Below are 16,987 nucleotides of genomic sequence, written 5' to 3' on the forward strand. Positions count from 1 at the left end.
TGCTTCAGGCCAGGACATCGGTGACCTGGGGGTAGTAGCGCATGTAGGCCTCACCGCGGGTGTCCACCGGCAGCCCGAGGTTCGGCCCGGCGTTGCGCTTGACCTGGACGCCGCGGCGGACGGCCAGCGAGCTGTAGTACTCCCACATGTGCTGCTGGGCCGGAAGGCATTTCATGGCCCGCTCCTTGGCCGGAAACGCCGCGGTGATGTCCAGCAGGACGTCGGGCTTGAAGTCGCACTGCTCCGGCTGGTGCGGCTCGAAGAAGAACACCGGGGGAGCCCCGAGCACCTCGCCGGGGGCGTCGTAACCGATCGCCTGGGCCAGGATCCGGGCCTCGATCGCCAGGCGGGCCGCCGCCGGATGGTCCCCGTTGTAGGGGTCCAGCAGCGGGTGGGTCAGCACCACCGTGGGCTGGATCCGGCGGTAGATCCGGACCAGCGTGTCCAGCAGTTCGCGGCTGGGCTGCAGCGGGTAGTCGCCGGCGTCCAGGAACTCGATCTCGGCGCCGAGTGCGGCCGCCGCGGCCTCCGCCTCGGACCGGCGCAGCTCCTTGATCTCCACGAGCGACTTGCCGGCGAGCCACTGGCTGGCGGACTCGCCGCGCTCACCGTAGGAGAGGCAGACGACGACGGCGCGGTCCCCCCGGCCGGTGGCGGCGGCGATCGCGCCCCCGGCCCGCCAGACGAAATCTCCGGCGTGCGCGCTGACCACCAGCACCGTTCCTGGCATGCCCATGTCTCGGTCCTCTCCGGTTCGCCCCGCGGACAGTGCCAGACAACCACGCTCTGGCAGACCGGTCAATACATCCCATACAATTTTGTTAGCAATCCTGATTCCAGATCCGTACGGCGATCGCGGCCACGGTTGCGGCCCGCTATCAAAGGAGATAACCGATGGCCCAGAAGTCCCTGCAGGATGTCCTCGACGCGGCCGGCAACACCGTGGAGCACCTCCGGAACTCCCAGCTCGGCACCTACATCTATCCGGTGGTGCCGGCGGAGTTCACCAACTGGCGGCGCGAGCAACGGGCCTGGCGGGAGACCGCCGTCCTCTACGACCAGTCGCACCACATGGTGAACTTCTTCATCACCGGCCCGGATGCACTGAGGCTCCTCTCGGACACCGGCGTCAACAGCTTCGCCAACTTCCCGGTCAACACCGCCAAACAGTTCGTCCCCACCGCCTCCAACGGCGGCGTGATCGGCGACGGCATCCTCTTCCACCAGGCGGAGAACGAATTCGTCTATGTCGGCCGTGCGCCTGCGGCGAACTGGCTGCAGTTCCACGCCGAAACAGGCGGCTACGACGTCGAATGCCGCTACGACGACCGGTCCCCGTCGCGGCCCTACGGCCAGGCCGTCCAGCGCGAGTACTACCGTTTCCAGATCCAGGGCCCGAACGCCTGGCAGATCATCGAAAAGCTCAACGGCGGCACGCTGGAACAGGTCAGGTTCTTCCACATGGGGCAGCTGGAGATTGCCGGGCAGCACGTCCGCACCCTGCGCCACGGCATGGCCGGCGCCCCGGGCCTGGAAATCTGGGGACCTTACGCTCAGCACGGCAGGATCCGCGACGCGGTGCTGGAGGCCGGCGCGGAGTTCGGCATCGAACCCTGCGGATCCCGGGCCTACTCCTCCAACACCCTGGAGTCCGGCTGGATCCCCTCGCCGCTACCGGCCATCTACAGCAGTGACGCCGAACGTGCCTACCGGCAGTGGCTGCCGGCCGCCAGCTACGAGGCCACCAACGCCTTGGCCGGATCGTTCGTCTCGGAGAGCATCGAGGACTATTACCTGACGCCCTGGGAGCTCGGTTACGGCTCCTTCGTGAAGTTCGACCACGACTTCATCGGCCGCGAGGCTCTGGAACGGATCGACCCGGCGTCCCAGCGGCGCAAGGTCACCCTGGCCTGGAACGACGAGGACCTGGCGAAGATCTGGGCCTCGTTCCTGGACCGGGACACCCCCGGCTACCAGTTCTTCGACCTCCCCAACGCCAACTACGGCTCCTCCAACTACGACTCCGTGGTGGACGCGGACGGCACCCCGGTGGGGCTCTCGCTCTTCACCGGTGTCTCGGCCAACGAACGCCGGGGACTGTCCCTGGCCACCGTGGACGCCAACGTCGAGGCCGGCACCGAGGTCAGGGTGATCTGGGGTGAACCCGACGGCGGCTCCCGCAAGACCACCGTGGAACCGCACGAGCAGCTCAGCGTGCGCGCCGTCGTCAGCCCGGTGCCCTACGCCGTGACGGCCCGGACCGAGTACCACGGCGGCTGGCGGACCGCCGGCGCCGCCCGCTAGGGGTCAGGCCGCCGGGAGCTCGCGGAGGGCCGCGATGACGCTGAGCAGGTGGCTGCGCACCGCCTGCTCGGCGGCGTCCGGATCCCGGGCGACGACGGCGTCGATGATCGCGGCGTGCTCCAGCACGGAGACCTTGGCCCGCTGCGGCCTGGAGGAGAGCTTGAACTGGTGCCGGACGCTCTGGGCGTGCAGCCGGGCCAGGACCTCGGCGGCGATCGTGTGGTGGCTCAGTTCCCGGATCCGGTTGTCCAGCGAGAGGTTCAGCCGGGAGTACTCCACCAGGTCACCCTCGGCGACGGACTCGATCATCCTGGCCCGGAGGTCCAGCAGTTCGGCGGCGTCCCGGTCGCTGAGCGCGGCGGCGGTCTTCGCGGCGCACAGGCCCTCGACGCCGATCCGCACCTCCAGGATCTCGATCGCCTCCTCCACCGAGATGGCACGCACCCGGGAGCCGCGGTTGGGCAGCCGTTCCACCAGTCCCTCGCCGGCCAGCTCCAGCAGCGCGGTCCGGACCGTGGCCCGGCTGGCGGCGAAGGCCCCGCTCAGGTCGGCCTCGATCAGCCGCTGGTTGGGGGCGTACTCGCCGCGGATAATCGCCCCGCGGATCAGGTCCGTCACCCGGGTGTCCGCGGCCGTCACGGCCTCGGCGGTCCGGACCGCCAGGGCGGGACTCTCAGCTGCTGGTGCCATATGAACTCAACCCCCGGAATCGGACTGCGGCAGACCCCGGATCCGGGACCATATTGTCTACAATCTTAGAAGCATCGAAGGGGTGGGTCCGCATGCGCGTCGCCGTACTCGGCCTGGGGGAAGCCGGAAGCATCTATGCCGGGGACCTCGCCGGGCTGGGCGTGGCCGTCACCGGCGTCGACCCCCGGGTGGCTGCCACACCGCCAGGCGTGCTCCGGGCCGCGTCCGTGACGGAGGCTGTGCGCGGTGCGTCCGTGGTCCTCAGCCTGGTGGGCGGGGCGGCCGCGGCGGAGGTGCTGGGCCAGGCGTTGCCGGCCCTGGGCCCGGATGCCCTCTACGCGGACCTGAACACCGCAGGCCCGGAGGCCAAGCGGCGTCAGGCCCTGTCCGCCCGGGACGGCGGGGCCGCCTTCGTCGACGTCGCCGTCCTGGCCCCCGTGGCCCGCGCCCGGCTGGCCACCCCGCTGCTGCTGAGCGGCCCCGGCACGGAGGCGCTGCTGCCGGTACTGGCGGGCTGGGGCATCCCGGCGGCCGGCGCGGGCGGCGAGGCGGGGGTGGCCGCCGGATTGAAGCTGTTGCGCAGCGTGTTCATGAAGGGCCTCGCGGCCGGACTGATCGAGGCGGTGACGGCGGCCCGGGCCGTGGGTGCCGAGGAGTGGTTGACCGGCCAGATCGCCGCAGAGTTGGGTCCCGCCGGCCCTGCGCTGGTGTCGCGGCTGCTGGCGGGGACGCCGGTCCACGCGGTGCGGCGCGAGGCGGAGATGCGCGAGGCGCGGGCCTTCCTCGACAGCCTCGGCGTGCCGCACCCGGTCACCGACGGCACCATCGAATGGCTGCACCTGCTGGCCGGGGACAGTCCTGACTGACTACGCCCGCCGGCCGGGGGTGGATCTCCTGCTGAGGCGACGGTTGAGTATCAGGCTCAGGCGACGCGCCACAGGGTGCATTCGTCGGCGTTGACGGCCTTGCGCATGCCGCTCTGCCGGTCCAGGATCCAGACGACGCCGATCCCCGGGGCCGTCTCCTGCACGCACCCGCGGCGGATGACGACGTCGTCGTAGTTCGGTCCCACCCGCAGGCGGGCCTCGATCTCGTCCCCCCGCCGCACCTGCTCGAGGCTGCGGATACGGACAACGTGCGCTGCTGCTTCCTTCAACATGGCGGGCCTCCCGGACTGGAGCTGATGCCTGGACCTGCGGGCACTTCCAGTGTGGGCGGCCATTGTTGCCGCCGCGTTTCGGTGCGGTAAGGAACGGGTTAGTTCTCGACGCCGGGCCGGGCGCAGGCAAGAATGGGCGCATGGACCTGCCCCTGATGCCTCCGGTCGCGCCGATGCTGGCCAAGGCCGTCCCCGCCCTCCCCGAGGGGGAGCTGAGCTTCGAACCCAAGTGGGACGGTTTCCGCTCCATCATTTTCCGCGACGGGGACGAGGTGGAGATCGGCAGCCGCAACGGCAAACCGTTGACCCGGTACTTCCCGGAGCTGGTCGAGGCCCTGAAGCGAAACCTGCCGCCGCGCTGCGTGCTGGACGGGGAGGTGGTCCTGGTGGCGGGGGACCGGCTGGATTTCGACGCGCTGCAGCAACGGATCCACCCCGCTGCCAGCCGGGTCACGTTGCTGGCCGGGCAGACGCCCGCCAGCTTCGTCGCCTTCGACCTGCTGGCCCTGGACGGCGAGGACTTCACCGGCCGGCCGTTCGCGGAACGCCGCGAGGCCCTGGAAAGCGCGCTGGCCGCCAGCAGCGCGCCGGTGCACGTCACGGCCGCGACCCGGGACCGGGACACCGCGGAGCGCTGGTTCAACCAGTTCGAGGGCGCCGGCCTGGACGGGATCGTGGCCAAGGCCCTGGACTCGGTCTACCAGCCGGACAAGCGGACCATGTTCAAGGTCAAGCACCAGCGCACCGCGGACTGCGTCCTGGCCGGCTACCGGGTGCACACCTCGGGGCCGGACCGGGTGGGCTCGCTGCTGTTGGGCCTCTACGACGGCGACGGCGTGCTGGCCAGTGTCGGCGTCGTGGGTGCCTTCCCGATGCAGCGCCGGAAGGAACTCTTCGAGGAACTCCAGCCCCTGGTCACGGACTTCGCCGACCACCCCTGGGCCTGGGACCGGCAGGAGGATGGCACCCGCACCCCGCGCAACGCCGAGGGCAGCCGGTGGAGCGGCAGCAAGGACCTCAGCTTCGTGCCGCTGCGGCCGGAGCGGGTGCTGGAGGTCAAATACGACCACATGGAAGGGCCCAGGTTCCGGCACACCACCCAGTTCGTGCGGTGGCGGCCGGACCGGGACCCTCGGTCCTGCACCTACGCGCAGCTGGAGGAGCCGGTCAGCTACGACTTGGCCGACGTGCTGGGCGCCGGCCGCTAGGCGTACGCTCCTTCCCGGTTACTGCCGCCTTCAGGTCCCGGCACGCCGGAAGGCCCGGCGTGTTCCGTGAACACACCGGGCCTTTCGGGTTGTAACCGGGCGGGAACGTCCGCCCTGGCCTTTCAAACAGAGGGGGCTCAGCGGAGGCCGAGCTCCTTGGTGGGGACCTTGAAGGTTTCCTTGGCGGTCAGCGCGGAGGCCGCGGCGATGACGCAGATGATGGCGGTGAAGATGGTGATCTGGACCCAGCCACCGGCCTTGATGCCGCCCATCGCGGCCACGATCGCCGGGGCGAAGCCGGCCATCAGGAAGCCCAGCTGGGTGCCGATCGCCAGGCCGGAGAAACGGACCTTGGTGCTGAACATCTCGGCGTAGAAGGAGGGCCAGACGGCGTTCGAGGCGGCGTAGCCGAAGGAGAAGAAGCCGATCGCGGCCAGGAACATCAGCGGGATGGAGCCGGATTCGAGGCTGAGCAGGAACACCGGGGTCAGCACTGCGCTGGAGAGCGCGCCGTAGATGAAGACGGGCTTCCGGCCGATCCGGTCAGCGAGCTTGCCGAACAGCGGCTGGGTGCCCAGGGCCACCAGGTTCGCGCCGACCACCAGCCAGAGGGTCACGGTGCCGTCCACGTTGGCGACGGTCTTGGCGTAGCTGATGGCCAGGGTGCCGAAGACGGTGGAGACGGCGGCGATGAAGGCGCAGGCCACGACGCGCAGCACGTCACGCCAGTGGTGCTTGAGCAGGTCGGCCACCGGGATCTTGGAAATCTGGGCGCTCTTCTGGGCTTCCTCGAAGGCGGGCGGCTCGTGCAGGGTGCGGCGGATGAAGAACGCGACCACCACGACGACGGCGCTGAGCCAGAACGGGATGCGCCAGCCGATGCCGTACTTGACCTCGTCCGGCAGGGCGAGGACGGGGATGAAGACGAGGGCCGCGAGGATCTGGCCGCCCTGGGTGCCGGTGAGGGTCCAGGAGGTGAAGAAGGAGCGGCGGTTGTCCGGGGCGTGCTCCAGCGTCATGGAGGAGGCGCCGGCCTGCTCGCCGGCGGCGGAGAGGCCCTGGCAGAGCCGGGCGATCACCAGCAGCACCGGCGCCCACCAGCCGACCGTCTTGAAGTCCGGCAGGCAGCCGATGACGAAGGTGGAGGCGCCCATCAGCACCAGCGTGAACATGAGGACCTTGCGGCGGCCCACCCTGTCGCCGAAGTGGCCCAGGATGATGGCGCCCACCGGGCGGGCGATGTATGCGAAGCCGAAGGTCGCGAAGGACATGATGGCGGCGTTGGTGTCCGCGTCCGGGAAGAAGACCTTCGGGAAGATCAGGGCGGCGGCGGAACCGAAGATGAAGAAGTCGTAGTACTCGACGGCGCTGCCGAGGAAGCTGGCGAGGGCCGCCTTCTTCGGCGTGCCCGCCGGAGCGGTGGTGCCCGGCGTCGTAGTCGGGAGAGTCTGGCTCATGGTGTTCCTTCGGGGTGACGGCATTGTCGGGGATGGATCTCGGGGGCCGTGCCGGCCGCTGGCTTCCCGGATGCGGCAGCCGATTGACCTGGAGTGGACCCTGTGAAGTAGCCGCATGGTGGGAGCTACTTGCGTGATGTAGCAAGCATGGCTGTGGGGCAGATCACTTGTCAAGGAAAATATTCACCATCTAGCAATAGCTCTCACAATGTGAGAACATCGAGCCATGAGTGTGAACCAGGACACAATGCCGGCCGCCGATCAGTCCGGCGCCGGACCCAAGGATGGATCCGCCCCGGAGGCCGCCGAATCCGGTACCGGCTCCCGCACCGACATGGTCGGCAAGGCCCTCGGGCTGCTGGTCCTGCTCGGCGATGAACCCCGCGGCGCCAGTGCCGCCGAGCTTTCCCGCCGCGCGGAGCTGCCGTTCAGCACCACCTACCGGCTGCTGGGCTCGCTCACCCGGGACGGCTTCGTCGATTACGAGCCGGACGGCCGCCGCTACCACCTGGGCCTGCGGGTGTTCCAGCTGGGCCAGCGGGTCTCGAACCACCACGGCTTCGCCGGTACCTCGCTGCCCATCCTGCGCCGGGTGACCGAGGAGACCGGGGAGGCCACCATCCTCTCCGTGCGGGACGGCAATCACCACCTCACCGTGAACAAGGTGGACGGCCCGCAGACCTTCCGCGTCACCTCGGACCCCGGCCATCTGGGAGCGCTGCACACCACCTCCGTGGGGAAGGCGCTGGTTGCCTTCGCCGATGACGCCACCCGGAGCCGGCTGCTGGAGGAACTCCCGCTCGATCCCCTGACGGAGCGCTCCATCACGGACCGCGGGGATTTCCGCGCCGAGATCGAGCAGGTTCGGGCCCGCGGCTACGCCACCATGGACGAGGAGAACGAGCTGGGCATGCGCGCCGTCGCCGTCCCCGTCTTCAACTCCCAGGGCCACGCCTTCGCCTCCCTGGCCACCGCCGTACCCGTCTTCCGGATGAGCATGGAGGCCCTCGTGGCGTTGGTGCCCCTGCTGCAGGCGGCGGCCGCGGAACTCTCCGCCAGGCTGCCGCAGCAATAAATAAGTTCGCCATAAGAACACAAGTGCATTATGTGAACACTTGCAGTACTGTTACCCCTATCACTTTCCCCGCCGCCCCGAGCGGTGCGGCGGAGAGGGTGCCGTTGTCAAAGGAGCTACACGGATGAGCAACCGAGCGGAGTCCTTCCTCATAGGCCTCGTGGGTGATGGCGTGACGCCCTCGCTCACGCCGCCCATGCACGAACGGGAGGGCGATGAGCAGGGCCTGCGCTACCTGTACCGGCCCATCGACCTGATCGAACTCGGCCTGCCCGGCACCGCCGTCGGTGATCTCCTCACCGGCGCCGCGCGGCTGGGCTTCAACGGCCTGAACATCACCCACCCCTGCAAGCAGCTGGTCATCGAGCACCTCGACGACCTCACCCCGGACGCCCGCCGGCTCGGCGCGGTCAACACCGTCACCATCCGGGACGGCCGGCTGACCGGCCACAACACCGACTGCTCCGGCTTTGCCGCGGCTCTGGCCGACGGGCTCCCCGACGCCACCCTGGACCGCGTGGTCCAGCTCGGCGCCGGCGGCGCGGGCTCCGCCGTCGCCTACGCCCTGCTAACCGCCGGCGTCCGTGAACTGGACCTGGTGGACACCGACCCCGCCCGCTGCGCGGCCCGCGCCGCCGAGCTGGCCGTCCTCTTCCCCGGCGCCACGGTCACGGCACGGACGACGGCGGAGCTGCCGGCCCTGATGCCGCGCGCCGACGGGCTGGTCCACTGCACCCCGGTGGGCATGGCCGCCCACCCCGGGCTGCCGCTGGACGCCGAACTGCTGGAGTCCCGGCACTGGGTGGCGGACATCGTCTACCGGCCGATCGAGACCGAGCTGGTCCGGGTGGCGCGGGAACGCGGCTGCGAGGTCCTCGACGGCGGCCGGATGGCCGTGGGCCAGGCCGCCGACGCGTTCCGCATCTTCACCGGCCGGGAACCGGACGCGGCCCGGATGCGCGGCCACTTCCTGGAACTTGTCGCCGCCGAGGAGGTGGCCGCCTGATGCGCACCGGAATCGCCACCGTCTGCCTCTCCGGCACCCTGCGGGAGAAGATGCAGGCCTGCGCCATCGCCGGCTTCGACGGGATCGAGATCTTCGAGCAGGACCTGGTCACCTCGCCGCTGAGCCCGGAGGACATCCGCGCCATGGCCGCGGACCTTGGCCTGACCCTGGACCTGTATCAGCCGTTCCGCGACTTCGACAGCGTCCCGGAGGAGCTGCTGGCCGGCAACCTCCGCCGCGCCGAGGCCAAGTTTCGGCTGATGTCCCGCCTGGGCATGGACACCATGCTGGTCTGCTCCAACGTGGCCACCGCCTCTATCGACGACGACGATCTCCGCGCCGAACAGCTGGCCCGGCTCGCGGAGCTGGCCGGGGAGCATGGGGTGCGGGTGGCGTACGAGGCCCTCGCCTGGGGCCGCTACGTCAACGACTACGAGCACGCCCACCGCCTGGTGGCCCGCGTGGACCACCCGAACCTGGGCACCTGCCTGGATTCCTTCCACATCCTCTCCCGCGACTGGGACACCGCACCGATCGAGGCGTTCGACCCGGAGAAGATCTTCTTCGTCCAGGTTGCTGACGCCCCCAAGCTGTCCATGGACGTCCTCTCCTGGAGCCGGCACCACCGGGTCTTTCCGGGCGAGGGGCAGTTCGAGCTGGCCAAGTTCATGGGCCACGTGGTCCGCGCCGGGTACGCGGGACCGGTCTCGCTCGAGGTCTTCAACGACGTCTTCCGCCAGTCCGACGTCGAACGCACCGCCGTGGACGCGATGCGTTCCCTGATCTGGCTCGAGGAACAAAGCGCCAAGTGGCTCACCGGGAACGCGGCCGCCGCCGCCGGCCGGCCCGCCCCGCGCCGGCACCCGATGGAGCTGGCCACGCTGCCGCGGGTGGCCGAACCCGCCGGGTTCAACTTCGCCGAGGTGCGCGCCACGGACACCGCCGCCCTGGAGAGCCTGCTGGGCCAGCTCGGCTTCGGCTTCAACGGCCGGCACCGCAGCAAGAACGTCCAGCTCTGGACCCTCGGCCAGGCCCGGATCATCATCAACGAGGACGCCCCGGCCCCGGCGGAAACCGCCATTGCCGCCGTCGGCTTCGACGTCGACTCGCCCGTGCTCGCCGCGGCCCGCGCCCGGCAGCTGAAGGCACCCGCCGTGCCGCGCACCAGCCGCGCGGACGAGGAGGTCTTCCAGGGCTTCGCCGCGCCGGACTCAACCGAGATCTTCCTCTGCCAGGGCAGCCCGGACGGCACGGCCGCGTGGGTGGATGAGTTCGGCCCCGGCCACGCGGAGCCATCCACGGGCGGGGAGGCCGACGGCGCGAGGGCCATTATTGACCACGTCAACCTGGCCCAGCCCTGGCAGCACTTCGATGAGGCCGTCCTCTTCTACACCAGCGCGCTGGCACTCCAGCCCCAGCCCTACGCCGAGGTGGCCAGCCCCACCGGGCTGGTCCGCTCGCAGGTCATGGCCACGGGCGACCGGGGCGTCCGGCTGGTGCTCAACCTCGCGCCGCTGCACCAGCAGGAGGGCGCCACGGAGCCGGCCGGCGGGGCCCACACGCCGCGCCGGACCTACCAGGAGCACATCGCGGTGGCCGTCGATGACCTGGTGGCCACCGCCCGCGCCGCCCGGGACCGGGGCCTGGACTTCCTGCGCATCCCGGCCAACTACTACGAGGACCTGGACGCCCGTTTCGACCTGGACCCGGAGTTCCTCGCCACCCTGCGCGAGCTGAACCTGCTCTACGACAGCGACGCCGACGGCGAGTTCCTGCACTTCTACACCGCCACCGTGGGCAGCGTGTTCTTCGAAATGGTCGAACGCCGCGGCCGCTACGACGGGTATGGTGCCCCCAACGCGCCGGTCCGCCACGCCGTCCAGTACGACCACCGGCACCAGCTGACCCGCACCTCCTGACCCGCACCTCCTGAACTCAACAGCCTGACCGACCATCATCCGAGCATCACCGATCCAGCACCACGAAAGGAGGCTGCAGTGCCTGAAGAGATCAACCGCGAGACGTTCAACGCGGACCCGCTCACCGAAGACGTGTCCGACGCAGCGCCCCAGACCCCGGCCCAGCCGGCCGTACCCGCTCTGGACACCGCCGCCGAATCCCAGCAGATCCTCAGCGACGAGATGCAGGCCCTTGGCGCCGCGTACGCCCAGGCCCGCGCCAACGGCGCCGCCGCGGAAATCCAGCCGCGGCTGGACTACCCGCCCTACCGCAGCAGCATCCTCCGGCACCCGACGAAGAGCCTGCACCACGCGGACCCGGAGACCATCGAGCTGTACTCACCGGCGTTCGGGCACATGGACGTGCACGCGCTGGAGTCCGACCTGACCATCCAGCACAACGGCGAACCCCTGGGCGAACGGATCATCGTCTCCGGCCGGGTCCTCGACGGCGACGGCCGCCCGGTGGCCGGCCAGCTGGTGGAGATCTGGCAGGCCAACTCCTCCGGCCGCTACATCCACAAGCGGGACCAGCACCCCGCACCGCTGGACCCGAACTTCACCGGCGTCGGCCGCTGCATCACCGGCGCGGACGGCTCCTACAGCTTCACCACCATCAAGCCCGGCGCCTACCCGTGGAAGAACCACCTGAACGCCTGGCGCCCCGCGCACATCCACTTCTCGCTCTTCGGCCACGAGTTCACCCAGCGCATCGTCACGCAGATGTACTTCCCCGGCGACCCGCTCTTCGCCCTGGACCCGATCTACCAGTCGATCGTGGACCAGGACGCCCGGGACCGCCTGGTGGCCACCTACAACCACGACCAGACCAAGCCCGAGTGGGCGCTGGCCTACAACTGGGACATAGTCCTGACCGGGTCCAAGCGGACCTGGACCGAAAACGAGGCCCTCGGCGCGGAAGGCGACCAGCATGAATAAGTTGACCCCCACGCCCGGCCAGACGGTCGGCCCGTTCTACGGCTACGCGCTGCCCTACGCCAAGGACCGCGAACTGCTGCCCCCGGCCGCCCCCGGCAGCATCCGGCTGCAGGGCACGGTGTACGACGGCGCCGGCCACCCGGTCCCGGACGCCATCCTGGAGATCTGGCAGGCCGACGCCGAGGGCAACGTCCCGCAGCACCCCGGCTCCCTGGTCCGCGACGGGTACACCTTCACCGGCTTCGGCCGCTGCGCCGTCGGCAACACGGGCGTCTTCACGTTCACCACCGTCAACCCCGGCCCCACCGCCCCGGGCGCGGCGCCGTTCATCTCGGTGGTGGTCTTCGCCCGCGGCCTGATGAACCGGCTCTTCACCCGCGTGTACCTACCGGAGAACGAGGAAGCCCTGGCCAACGACCCGCTGCTGTCCGCCCTGGACCCGGATCGCCGCCGCACCCTGATCGCCCGGCGCGAGGCCGATGGCGGCCTGAGCTGGGACATCCGGCTGCAGGGCGGGGACGAGACGGTGTTCCTCGACTTCGAAGCCGGCTCCGAGGGTGAGGGCACCGCACCGTGACGGCCGCCCTTCCCGACGGCGACTTCGGCCTGCTCAGCCCGGTCTCGGCCGCCCCGCGGGTCACGGCGCTGACCGGCGACCGCGCCGTCCTCGCCGCCATCCTGCGGGTCGAGGCCGCCTGGGCCGGGGTTCTCGAGGAGGCCTCCCTGGAACCCGCCGGGTCCGCCGCCGTGGTGGCGGCGGCCGCGGACGTGGACCGCTACGACCTCGCCGGGATCGCGGTCCGCGCCCAGGGCGGGGCGAACCCGGTCATCCCGCTGCTGGCCGACCTCCGGGCCCAGGTCGCCACCCTGGACACGGAAGGCCTCGGGGCGTCCGCCGCGGTGCACGCCTCGCTAACAAGCCAGGACGTGCTGGACTCGGCCCTGATGCTGCTGGCTTCCGACGCCGTGGCCGAACTCCTGGCCGAGGTGCGGGAATCGACGGCCGCGCTGGCCGGGCTCGCCGAACGCCACCGGGACACCGTCTGCGTGGGCCGCAGCCTGACCCAGCACTCCCTGCCGTTCAGCTTCGGGCTCCGGGCAGCGCAGTGGTTCGCCGGCCTCGCCGACGCCGCCGCGCGCCTGAAGAACCTCACGTTTCCGGTGCAGACCGGGGGCGCCGCCGGCACCCTGGCGGCTGGCACCGCGCTGGCCGGTTCGGCAGACGCCGGTACAGCCGGTCCCGCCGTCACCCCGTTCGAGCTCTCCGACCGGCTCGCCGCCAGCCTCGGCCTGGCCCCGGTAGCGGCCCCCTGGCACACCAACCGGCTCGCGGTCACGGCGCTGGGCGACGCCCTCACCGCGGTCACGGACGCCGCGGGCAAGATCGCCGGGGACGTGCTGTTCCTCAGCCGTCCGGAGGTCGCCGAGCTGTCCGAACCCGTGGCCCCCGGACGCGGTGGCTCCTCGGCGATGCCACACAAGCAGAACCCCGTCCTCTCGGTCCTGGTCCGCAGCGCCGCGCTGCAGGCGCCCGCGCTGGCCGCCCAGCTGCACCTGGCCGCGGCCAGCTTCAACGACGAACGGGCCGACGGCGCCTGGCACGCCGAATGGCCCGCGCTGCGCTCCCTGCTCCGGCTCGCCCTCGGCGCCGCCGGCCAGCTGCGCGAGCTCACCGCCGGACTGCAGGCCCACCCGGACGCCATGCGCCGCAACCTGGACCTCTTCGGGCCGCTGCTGCTCTCCGAAGCCGTCGGCGCCGCCGTCGCACCCCTGCTGGGGGACGGCGGGCGTGCCCGGTTGCAGGAGGTGGTGGACCGCACCCTTCAGGCGCCCGCCGCCGAGCGGGGTGCCACCTACCGCTCGCTGCTGCGGGAGGCAGTCCCCGCCGACGCCCTCACCGACGAACGGTTCGCGGAGCTGCTCGACCCCGCAAACTACCTCGGCCAGTCCGGCGAAATCATCCGCCGGCTGCTCGACGCCCGTCCCGGTTTCACGGACCCGGCTCCCCAGAAAGGTGTTTCCGATGACTAGACCCAGCCTCAAGGCCGTCCTGCTCTCCCCGCAGCGCGAGCTCGGCGACCGGCCCCTGCTGGTGGTGGGGCCCTCGCTGGGGACCTCCACCCTGCTCTGGAGCCAGGCCGGCGGCCTCCTCGGCGACGCGTTCGACGTCGTCGCCTGGGACCTCCCCGGCCACGGGGTCTCCCCGGCCGCCACGGAACCGTTCACGGTGGCGGACCTGGCCGACGCCGTCGTCGACCTGGTGGACTCGATCGCCCCCGGCACCAGGTTCCACTACGCCGGCGTCTCCCTCGGCGGGGCCACCGGCCTGCAGCTGGCCATCGCGCACGGTGCCCGGCTCAAGAGCGTCTCCGTGCAGTGCAGTGGCGCCAAGATCGGCACCCCCGAGGGCTGGCTGGAGCGCGCGGAGACCGTCCGGAACCAGGGCACCCCCGTCATGATCGAGGGGTCCGCCCAGCGCTGGTTCGCCCCGGGCTTCATGGAGCACGAACCCGAGCGCAGCAGCCGCCTGCTGCACACCCTCCGCGACGCGGACCGGTTCAGCTACGCGTACTGCTGCGAGGCGTTGGCCGGGTACGACGTCCGCGGTGATCTCGGCCAAATCAGCGTGCCCACCCAGGCCCTCGCCGGGGAGTTGGATGCGGTGGCGCCGCCGTCGCTCGCGCAGGAGATCGTCGCCGGGATCACCGCCGGCGGCGGCACCGCGAACGCCGCCACCCTGGGCGGCGTCGCGCACCTGGCCCCCTTCGAGGCCCCCGGCCACGTCGCCGAACTGCTGCGCACCCTCATCACCTGGGCCGAGTCGAACGGGACCGGACAGTGAACGACCGGACAGTGAGCGATAAAGAACGGAACGGCCCGGAGCGGCACGGGGTAGTCCAGCCGGAGGCCACCAGCCGCGAGATCTACGACGGCGGCATGAAGGTCCGCCGGGAGGTGCTCGGCGACGCCCATGTGGACCGGGCCAACGCCGCCAAGGACGACTTCACCGAAGACTTCCAGGACATGATCACCCGGATCGCCTGGGGCGGCATCTGGACCCGGCCCGGACTCAGCCGGCAGATGCGCTCCGCCGTCACCATCACCGCGATGGTGGCGCACGGGCACTGGGACGAGCTGGCCATGCACATCCGGGCCGCCCTGACCAACGGCCTGACCCGGGACGAGATCAAGGAAATCCTGCTGCAGACGGCCATCTACTGCGGGGTCCCGTCGGCCAACACCGCCTTCAAGACCGCCCAGCAGGTGTTCCGCACCATCGACGAGACCGAAGTGGACAAGAACCATGACTGAGGCTTTTCTGTACGACGCCGTACGGACGCCGTTCGGCAAATTCGGCGGCGGCCTGGCCGGCGTACGCCCGGACGACCTGGCCGCGCACGTGATCGGCGAGGCCGTCCGGCGGGCCCCCGGCCTGGACCCGGAGCGGATCGACGAGGTGGTCTTCGGCAACGCCAACGGCGCCGGCGAGGAAAACCGCAACGTCGCCCGGATGGGCACCCTGCTGGCCGGGCTTCCGGTCGGCGTCCCGGGGACCACCGTCAACCGGCTCTGCGGGTCCTCGCTGGACGCGGCGATCATCGCCTCCCGGCAGATCGCCACCGGCGACGCGGACCTGGTGCTCACCGGCGGCGTCGAGTCGATGTCCCGGGCGCCGTGGGTGCTGCCCAAGACCGAAAAGCCCTACCCGGCCGGGGACATGGCCCTGGTGTCCACCACCCTGGGCTGGCGCCTGGTGAACAAGCGGATGCGCCCGGACTGGTCCATCTCCCTCGGCGAGGCCACCGAGCGGCTCCGCGAGAAGTACGGCGTCACGCGGGAGGCCCAGGACGAATTTTCGGCCGCCTCGCACAACCTGGCCGCCGCCGCCTGGGACGAGGGTTTCTACGACTCTTTGGTCGCCGCGGTGCCGGGCACGGACCTGACGCGGGACGAGGGCATCCGCCCCGGTTCCAGCGCGGAGAAACTCGCCGGGCTGAAGACGGTCTTCCGCGTCGAGACGGACGGGCCCGACGGCGGCACCATCACCGCCGGGAACGCCTCCCCGCTCTCCGACGGCGCCTCCGCGGCGTGGCTGGGCAGCGAGGCAGCCGCCGGGCTGCTGGGCCTCGATCCGCTGGCCAGGATCGCCGGCCGCGGCGCCCACGCCAACGACCCGCAGTACTTCGGCTACGCCCCCGTCGAGGCGGCCAACAAAGCCCTCGCGAAGGCCGGGATCGGCTGGGACCAGGTGGGCGCCGTCGAACTCAACGAGGCCTTCGCCGCGCAGTCCCTGGCTTGCATCAACGGCTGGGGCATCGATCCCGCGATCGTGAACCGCCACGGCGGGGCGATCGCCATGGGCCACCCGCTGGGCGCCTCCGGCGGCCGGCTGCTGGGCACCCTGGCCCGCTCCCTGCAGGCATCCGGCGAACGATGGGGCGTCGCCGCGATCTGCATCGGCGTCGGGCAGGGCCTCGCCGTCGTCCTCGAAAACGTCACCGCCGGCACCAGCAACGGAAAGGCCTGAGCCATGCTGAACTTCGTAGACACGGTGGCCGAGGCCGTCGCCGGTATCCGGGACGGGTCCACGGTGATGATCGGCGGCTTCGGCAACGCAGGCCAGCCCTTCGAACTCATCGACGCCCTGCTGGACGGCGGCGCCACCGGCCTCACGGTGGTGAACAACAACGCCGGCCAGGCCGACCAGGGCCTGGCGCTGCTGATCAAGGAGGGCCGGGTGCGGAAGATGATCTGCTCCTTCCCCCGCCAGTCCGACTCCTGGCACTTCGACGGGAAGTACCGGGCCGGGGAAATCGAACTGGAGCTGGTCCCGCAGGGCAACCTGGCCGAAAGGATCCGGGCCGCCGGGGCCGGGATCGGCGGCTTCTTCACCCCCACCGGCTACGGCACCATGCTCGCCGAGGGCAAGGAAACCCGGTTCCTGGACGGCAAGTGGCAGGTCTTCGAGACGCCCATCCACGCCGACGTCGCCCTGATCAAGGCCCTCACCGCCGACGGCAAGGGCAACCTGGTCTACCGCAAGACCGCCCGGAACTTCGGCCCCATCATGGCCGCGGCGGCGAAGCACACCATCGTCCAGGTCTCCGACGTCGTCCCCACCGGCAGCCTCGACCCGGAAAACGTCATCACGCCCGGAATCTACGTCAACAGCATTGTGAAGGTGGCCTGA

The 16,987-nt window shown here is 70.8% G+C and carries 17 protein-coding genes; 13 read left to right on the top strand and 4 right to left on the bottom strand.

Annotated elements, in window-relative coordinates:
* Positions 1-4: 4 nt before the first annotated feature.
* Positions 5-736, bottom strand: a complete 732-nt coding sequence (locus tag ABC337_RS08280) for a PIG-L deacetylase family protein (RefSeq protein WP_412884381.1) — start codon at positions 734-736, stop codon at positions 5-7.
* Positions 737-894: 158 nt separating this feature from the next.
* On the opposite strand from ABC337_RS08280, the gene ligM reads away from it, so the two are divergent.
* Positions 895-2,304 carry a vanillate/3-O-methylgallate O-demethylase gene (gene ligM / locus ABC337_RS08285; protein ID WP_412884380.1) on the top strand — a complete coding sequence of 470 codons (1,410 nt, stop codon included), beginning with the start codon at positions 895-897 and terminating at the stop codon, positions 2,302-2,304.
* 3 nt (positions 2,305-2,307) lie between these two features.
* On the opposite strand, the gene ABC337_RS08290 is transcribed toward ligM, so the two are convergent.
* Positions 2,308-2,994 (bottom strand): GntR family transcriptional regulator, encoded by a 687-nt coding sequence (locus ABC337_RS08290; protein ID WP_412884379.1) that lies wholly within the window; start codon positions 2,992-2,994, stop codon positions 2,308-2,310.
* Positions 2,995-3,086: 92 nt separating this feature from the next.
* Here ABC337_RS08290 and ABC337_RS08295 point away from each other — a divergent pair, with 92 nt between their 5' ends.
* The gene (locus ABC337_RS08295; RefSeq protein WP_412884378.1) at positions 3,087-3,860 is read left to right on the top strand and encodes an NAD(P)-dependent oxidoreductase; all 774 of its coding nucleotides are present in this window, start codon (positions 3,087-3,089) and stop codon (positions 3,858-3,860) included.
* A gap of 56 nt (positions 3,861-3,916) precedes the next feature.
* On the opposite strand, the gene ABC337_RS08300 is transcribed toward ABC337_RS08295, so the two are convergent.
* Positions 3,917-4,153 carry a hypothetical protein gene (locus ABC337_RS08300; protein WP_412884377.1) on the bottom strand — a complete coding sequence of 79 codons (237 nt, stop codon included), beginning with the start codon at positions 4,151-4,153 and terminating at the stop codon, positions 3,917-3,919.
* A gap of 140 nt (positions 4,154-4,293) precedes the next feature.
* On the opposite strand from ABC337_RS08300, the gene ABC337_RS08305 reads away from it, so the two are divergent.
* Positions 4,294-5,361: an ATP-dependent DNA ligase gene (locus tag ABC337_RS08305; RefSeq protein ID WP_412884376.1), complete on the top strand. Its 1,068-nt coding sequence runs from the start codon at positions 4,294-4,296 to the stop codon at positions 5,359-5,361.
* 137 nt (positions 5,362-5,498) lie between these two features.
* Here ABC337_RS08305 and ABC337_RS08310 read toward each other — a convergent pair whose 3' ends face one another.
* Positions 5,499-6,818 carry an MFS transporter gene (locus ABC337_RS08310; protein ID WP_412884375.1) on the bottom strand — a complete coding sequence of 440 codons (1,320 nt, stop codon included), beginning with the start codon at positions 6,816-6,818 and terminating at the stop codon, positions 5,499-5,501.
* Positions 6,819-7,044: 226 nt separating this feature from the next.
* Here ABC337_RS08310 and ABC337_RS08315 point away from each other — a divergent pair, with 226 nt between their 5' ends.
* The 10 genes from ABC337_RS08315 (at position 7,045) to ABC337_RS08360 (ending at position 16,987) form a co-directional block, all read left to right on the top strand.
* Entirely contained in the window at positions 7,045-7,893 is an 849-nt protein-coding gene (locus ABC337_RS08315) for an IclR family transcriptional regulator (RefSeq protein ID WP_412884374.1), read from the top strand.
* Between the two features lie 124 nt (positions 7,894-8,017).
* Complete coding sequence (locus ABC337_RS08320) at positions 8,018-8,899, top strand: shikimate dehydrogenase (RefSeq protein ID WP_412884373.1); 882 nt, start codon at positions 8,018-8,020, stop codon at positions 8,897-8,899.
* A complete protein-coding gene (locus tag ABC337_RS08325) occupies positions 8,899-10,818 on the top strand; it encodes a bifunctional sugar phosphate isomerase/epimerase/4-hydroxyphenylpyruvate dioxygenase family protein (RefSeq protein WP_412884372.1) in 1,920 nt (639 codons plus the stop codon). The genes ABC337_RS08320 and ABC337_RS08325 overlap by 1 nt, the downstream gene beginning before the upstream one ends.
* Positions 10,819-10,896: 78 nt before the next feature.
* Positions 10,897-11,796 (top strand): protocatechuate 3,4-dioxygenase subunit beta, encoded by a 900-nt coding sequence (pcaH, locus tag ABC337_RS08330; RefSeq protein ID WP_412884371.1) that lies wholly within the window; start codon positions 10,897-10,899, stop codon positions 11,794-11,796.
* A complete protein-coding gene (gene pcaG / locus ABC337_RS08335; protein WP_412884370.1) occupies positions 11,789-12,373 on the top strand; it encodes a protocatechuate 3,4-dioxygenase subunit alpha in 585 nt (194 codons plus the stop codon). The genes pcaH and pcaG overlap by 8 nt, the downstream gene beginning before the upstream one ends.
* The gene (locus ABC337_RS08340) at positions 12,370-13,827 is read left to right on the top strand and encodes a lyase family protein (RefSeq protein WP_412884369.1); all 1,458 of its coding nucleotides are present in this window, start codon (positions 12,370-12,372) and stop codon (positions 13,825-13,827) included. Before pcaG ends, ABC337_RS08340 begins: the two co-directional genes overlap by 4 nt.
* A complete protein-coding gene (locus ABC337_RS08345; protein WP_412884368.1) occupies positions 13,820-14,638 on the top strand; it encodes an alpha/beta fold hydrolase in 819 nt (272 codons plus the stop codon). The genes ABC337_RS08340 and ABC337_RS08345 overlap by 8 nt, the downstream gene beginning before the upstream one ends.
* Before the next feature lie 11 nt (positions 14,639-14,649).
* Positions 14,650-15,108: a 4-carboxymuconolactone decarboxylase gene (gene pcaC / locus ABC337_RS08350; RefSeq protein ID WP_412884367.1), complete on the top strand. Its 459-nt coding sequence runs from the start codon at positions 14,650-14,652 to the stop codon at positions 15,106-15,108.
* Positions 15,101-16,324, top strand: coding sequence for a thiolase family protein (locus ABC337_RS08355; RefSeq protein ID WP_412884366.1), 1,224 nt, complete (start codon positions 15,101-15,103; stop codon positions 16,322-16,324). Before pcaC ends, ABC337_RS08355 begins: the two co-directional genes overlap by 8 nt.
* A gap of 3 nt (positions 16,325-16,327) precedes the next feature.
* The gene (locus tag ABC337_RS08360) at positions 16,328-16,987 is read left to right on the top strand and encodes a 3-oxoacid CoA-transferase subunit A (RefSeq protein ID WP_412884365.1); all 660 of its coding nucleotides are present in this window, start codon (positions 16,328-16,330) and stop codon (positions 16,985-16,987) included.

Source organism: Arthrobacter phoenicis (assembly GCF_047238215.1).
Classification (GTDB): Bacteria; Actinomycetota; Actinomycetes; order Actinomycetales; family Micrococcaceae; genus Arthrobacter.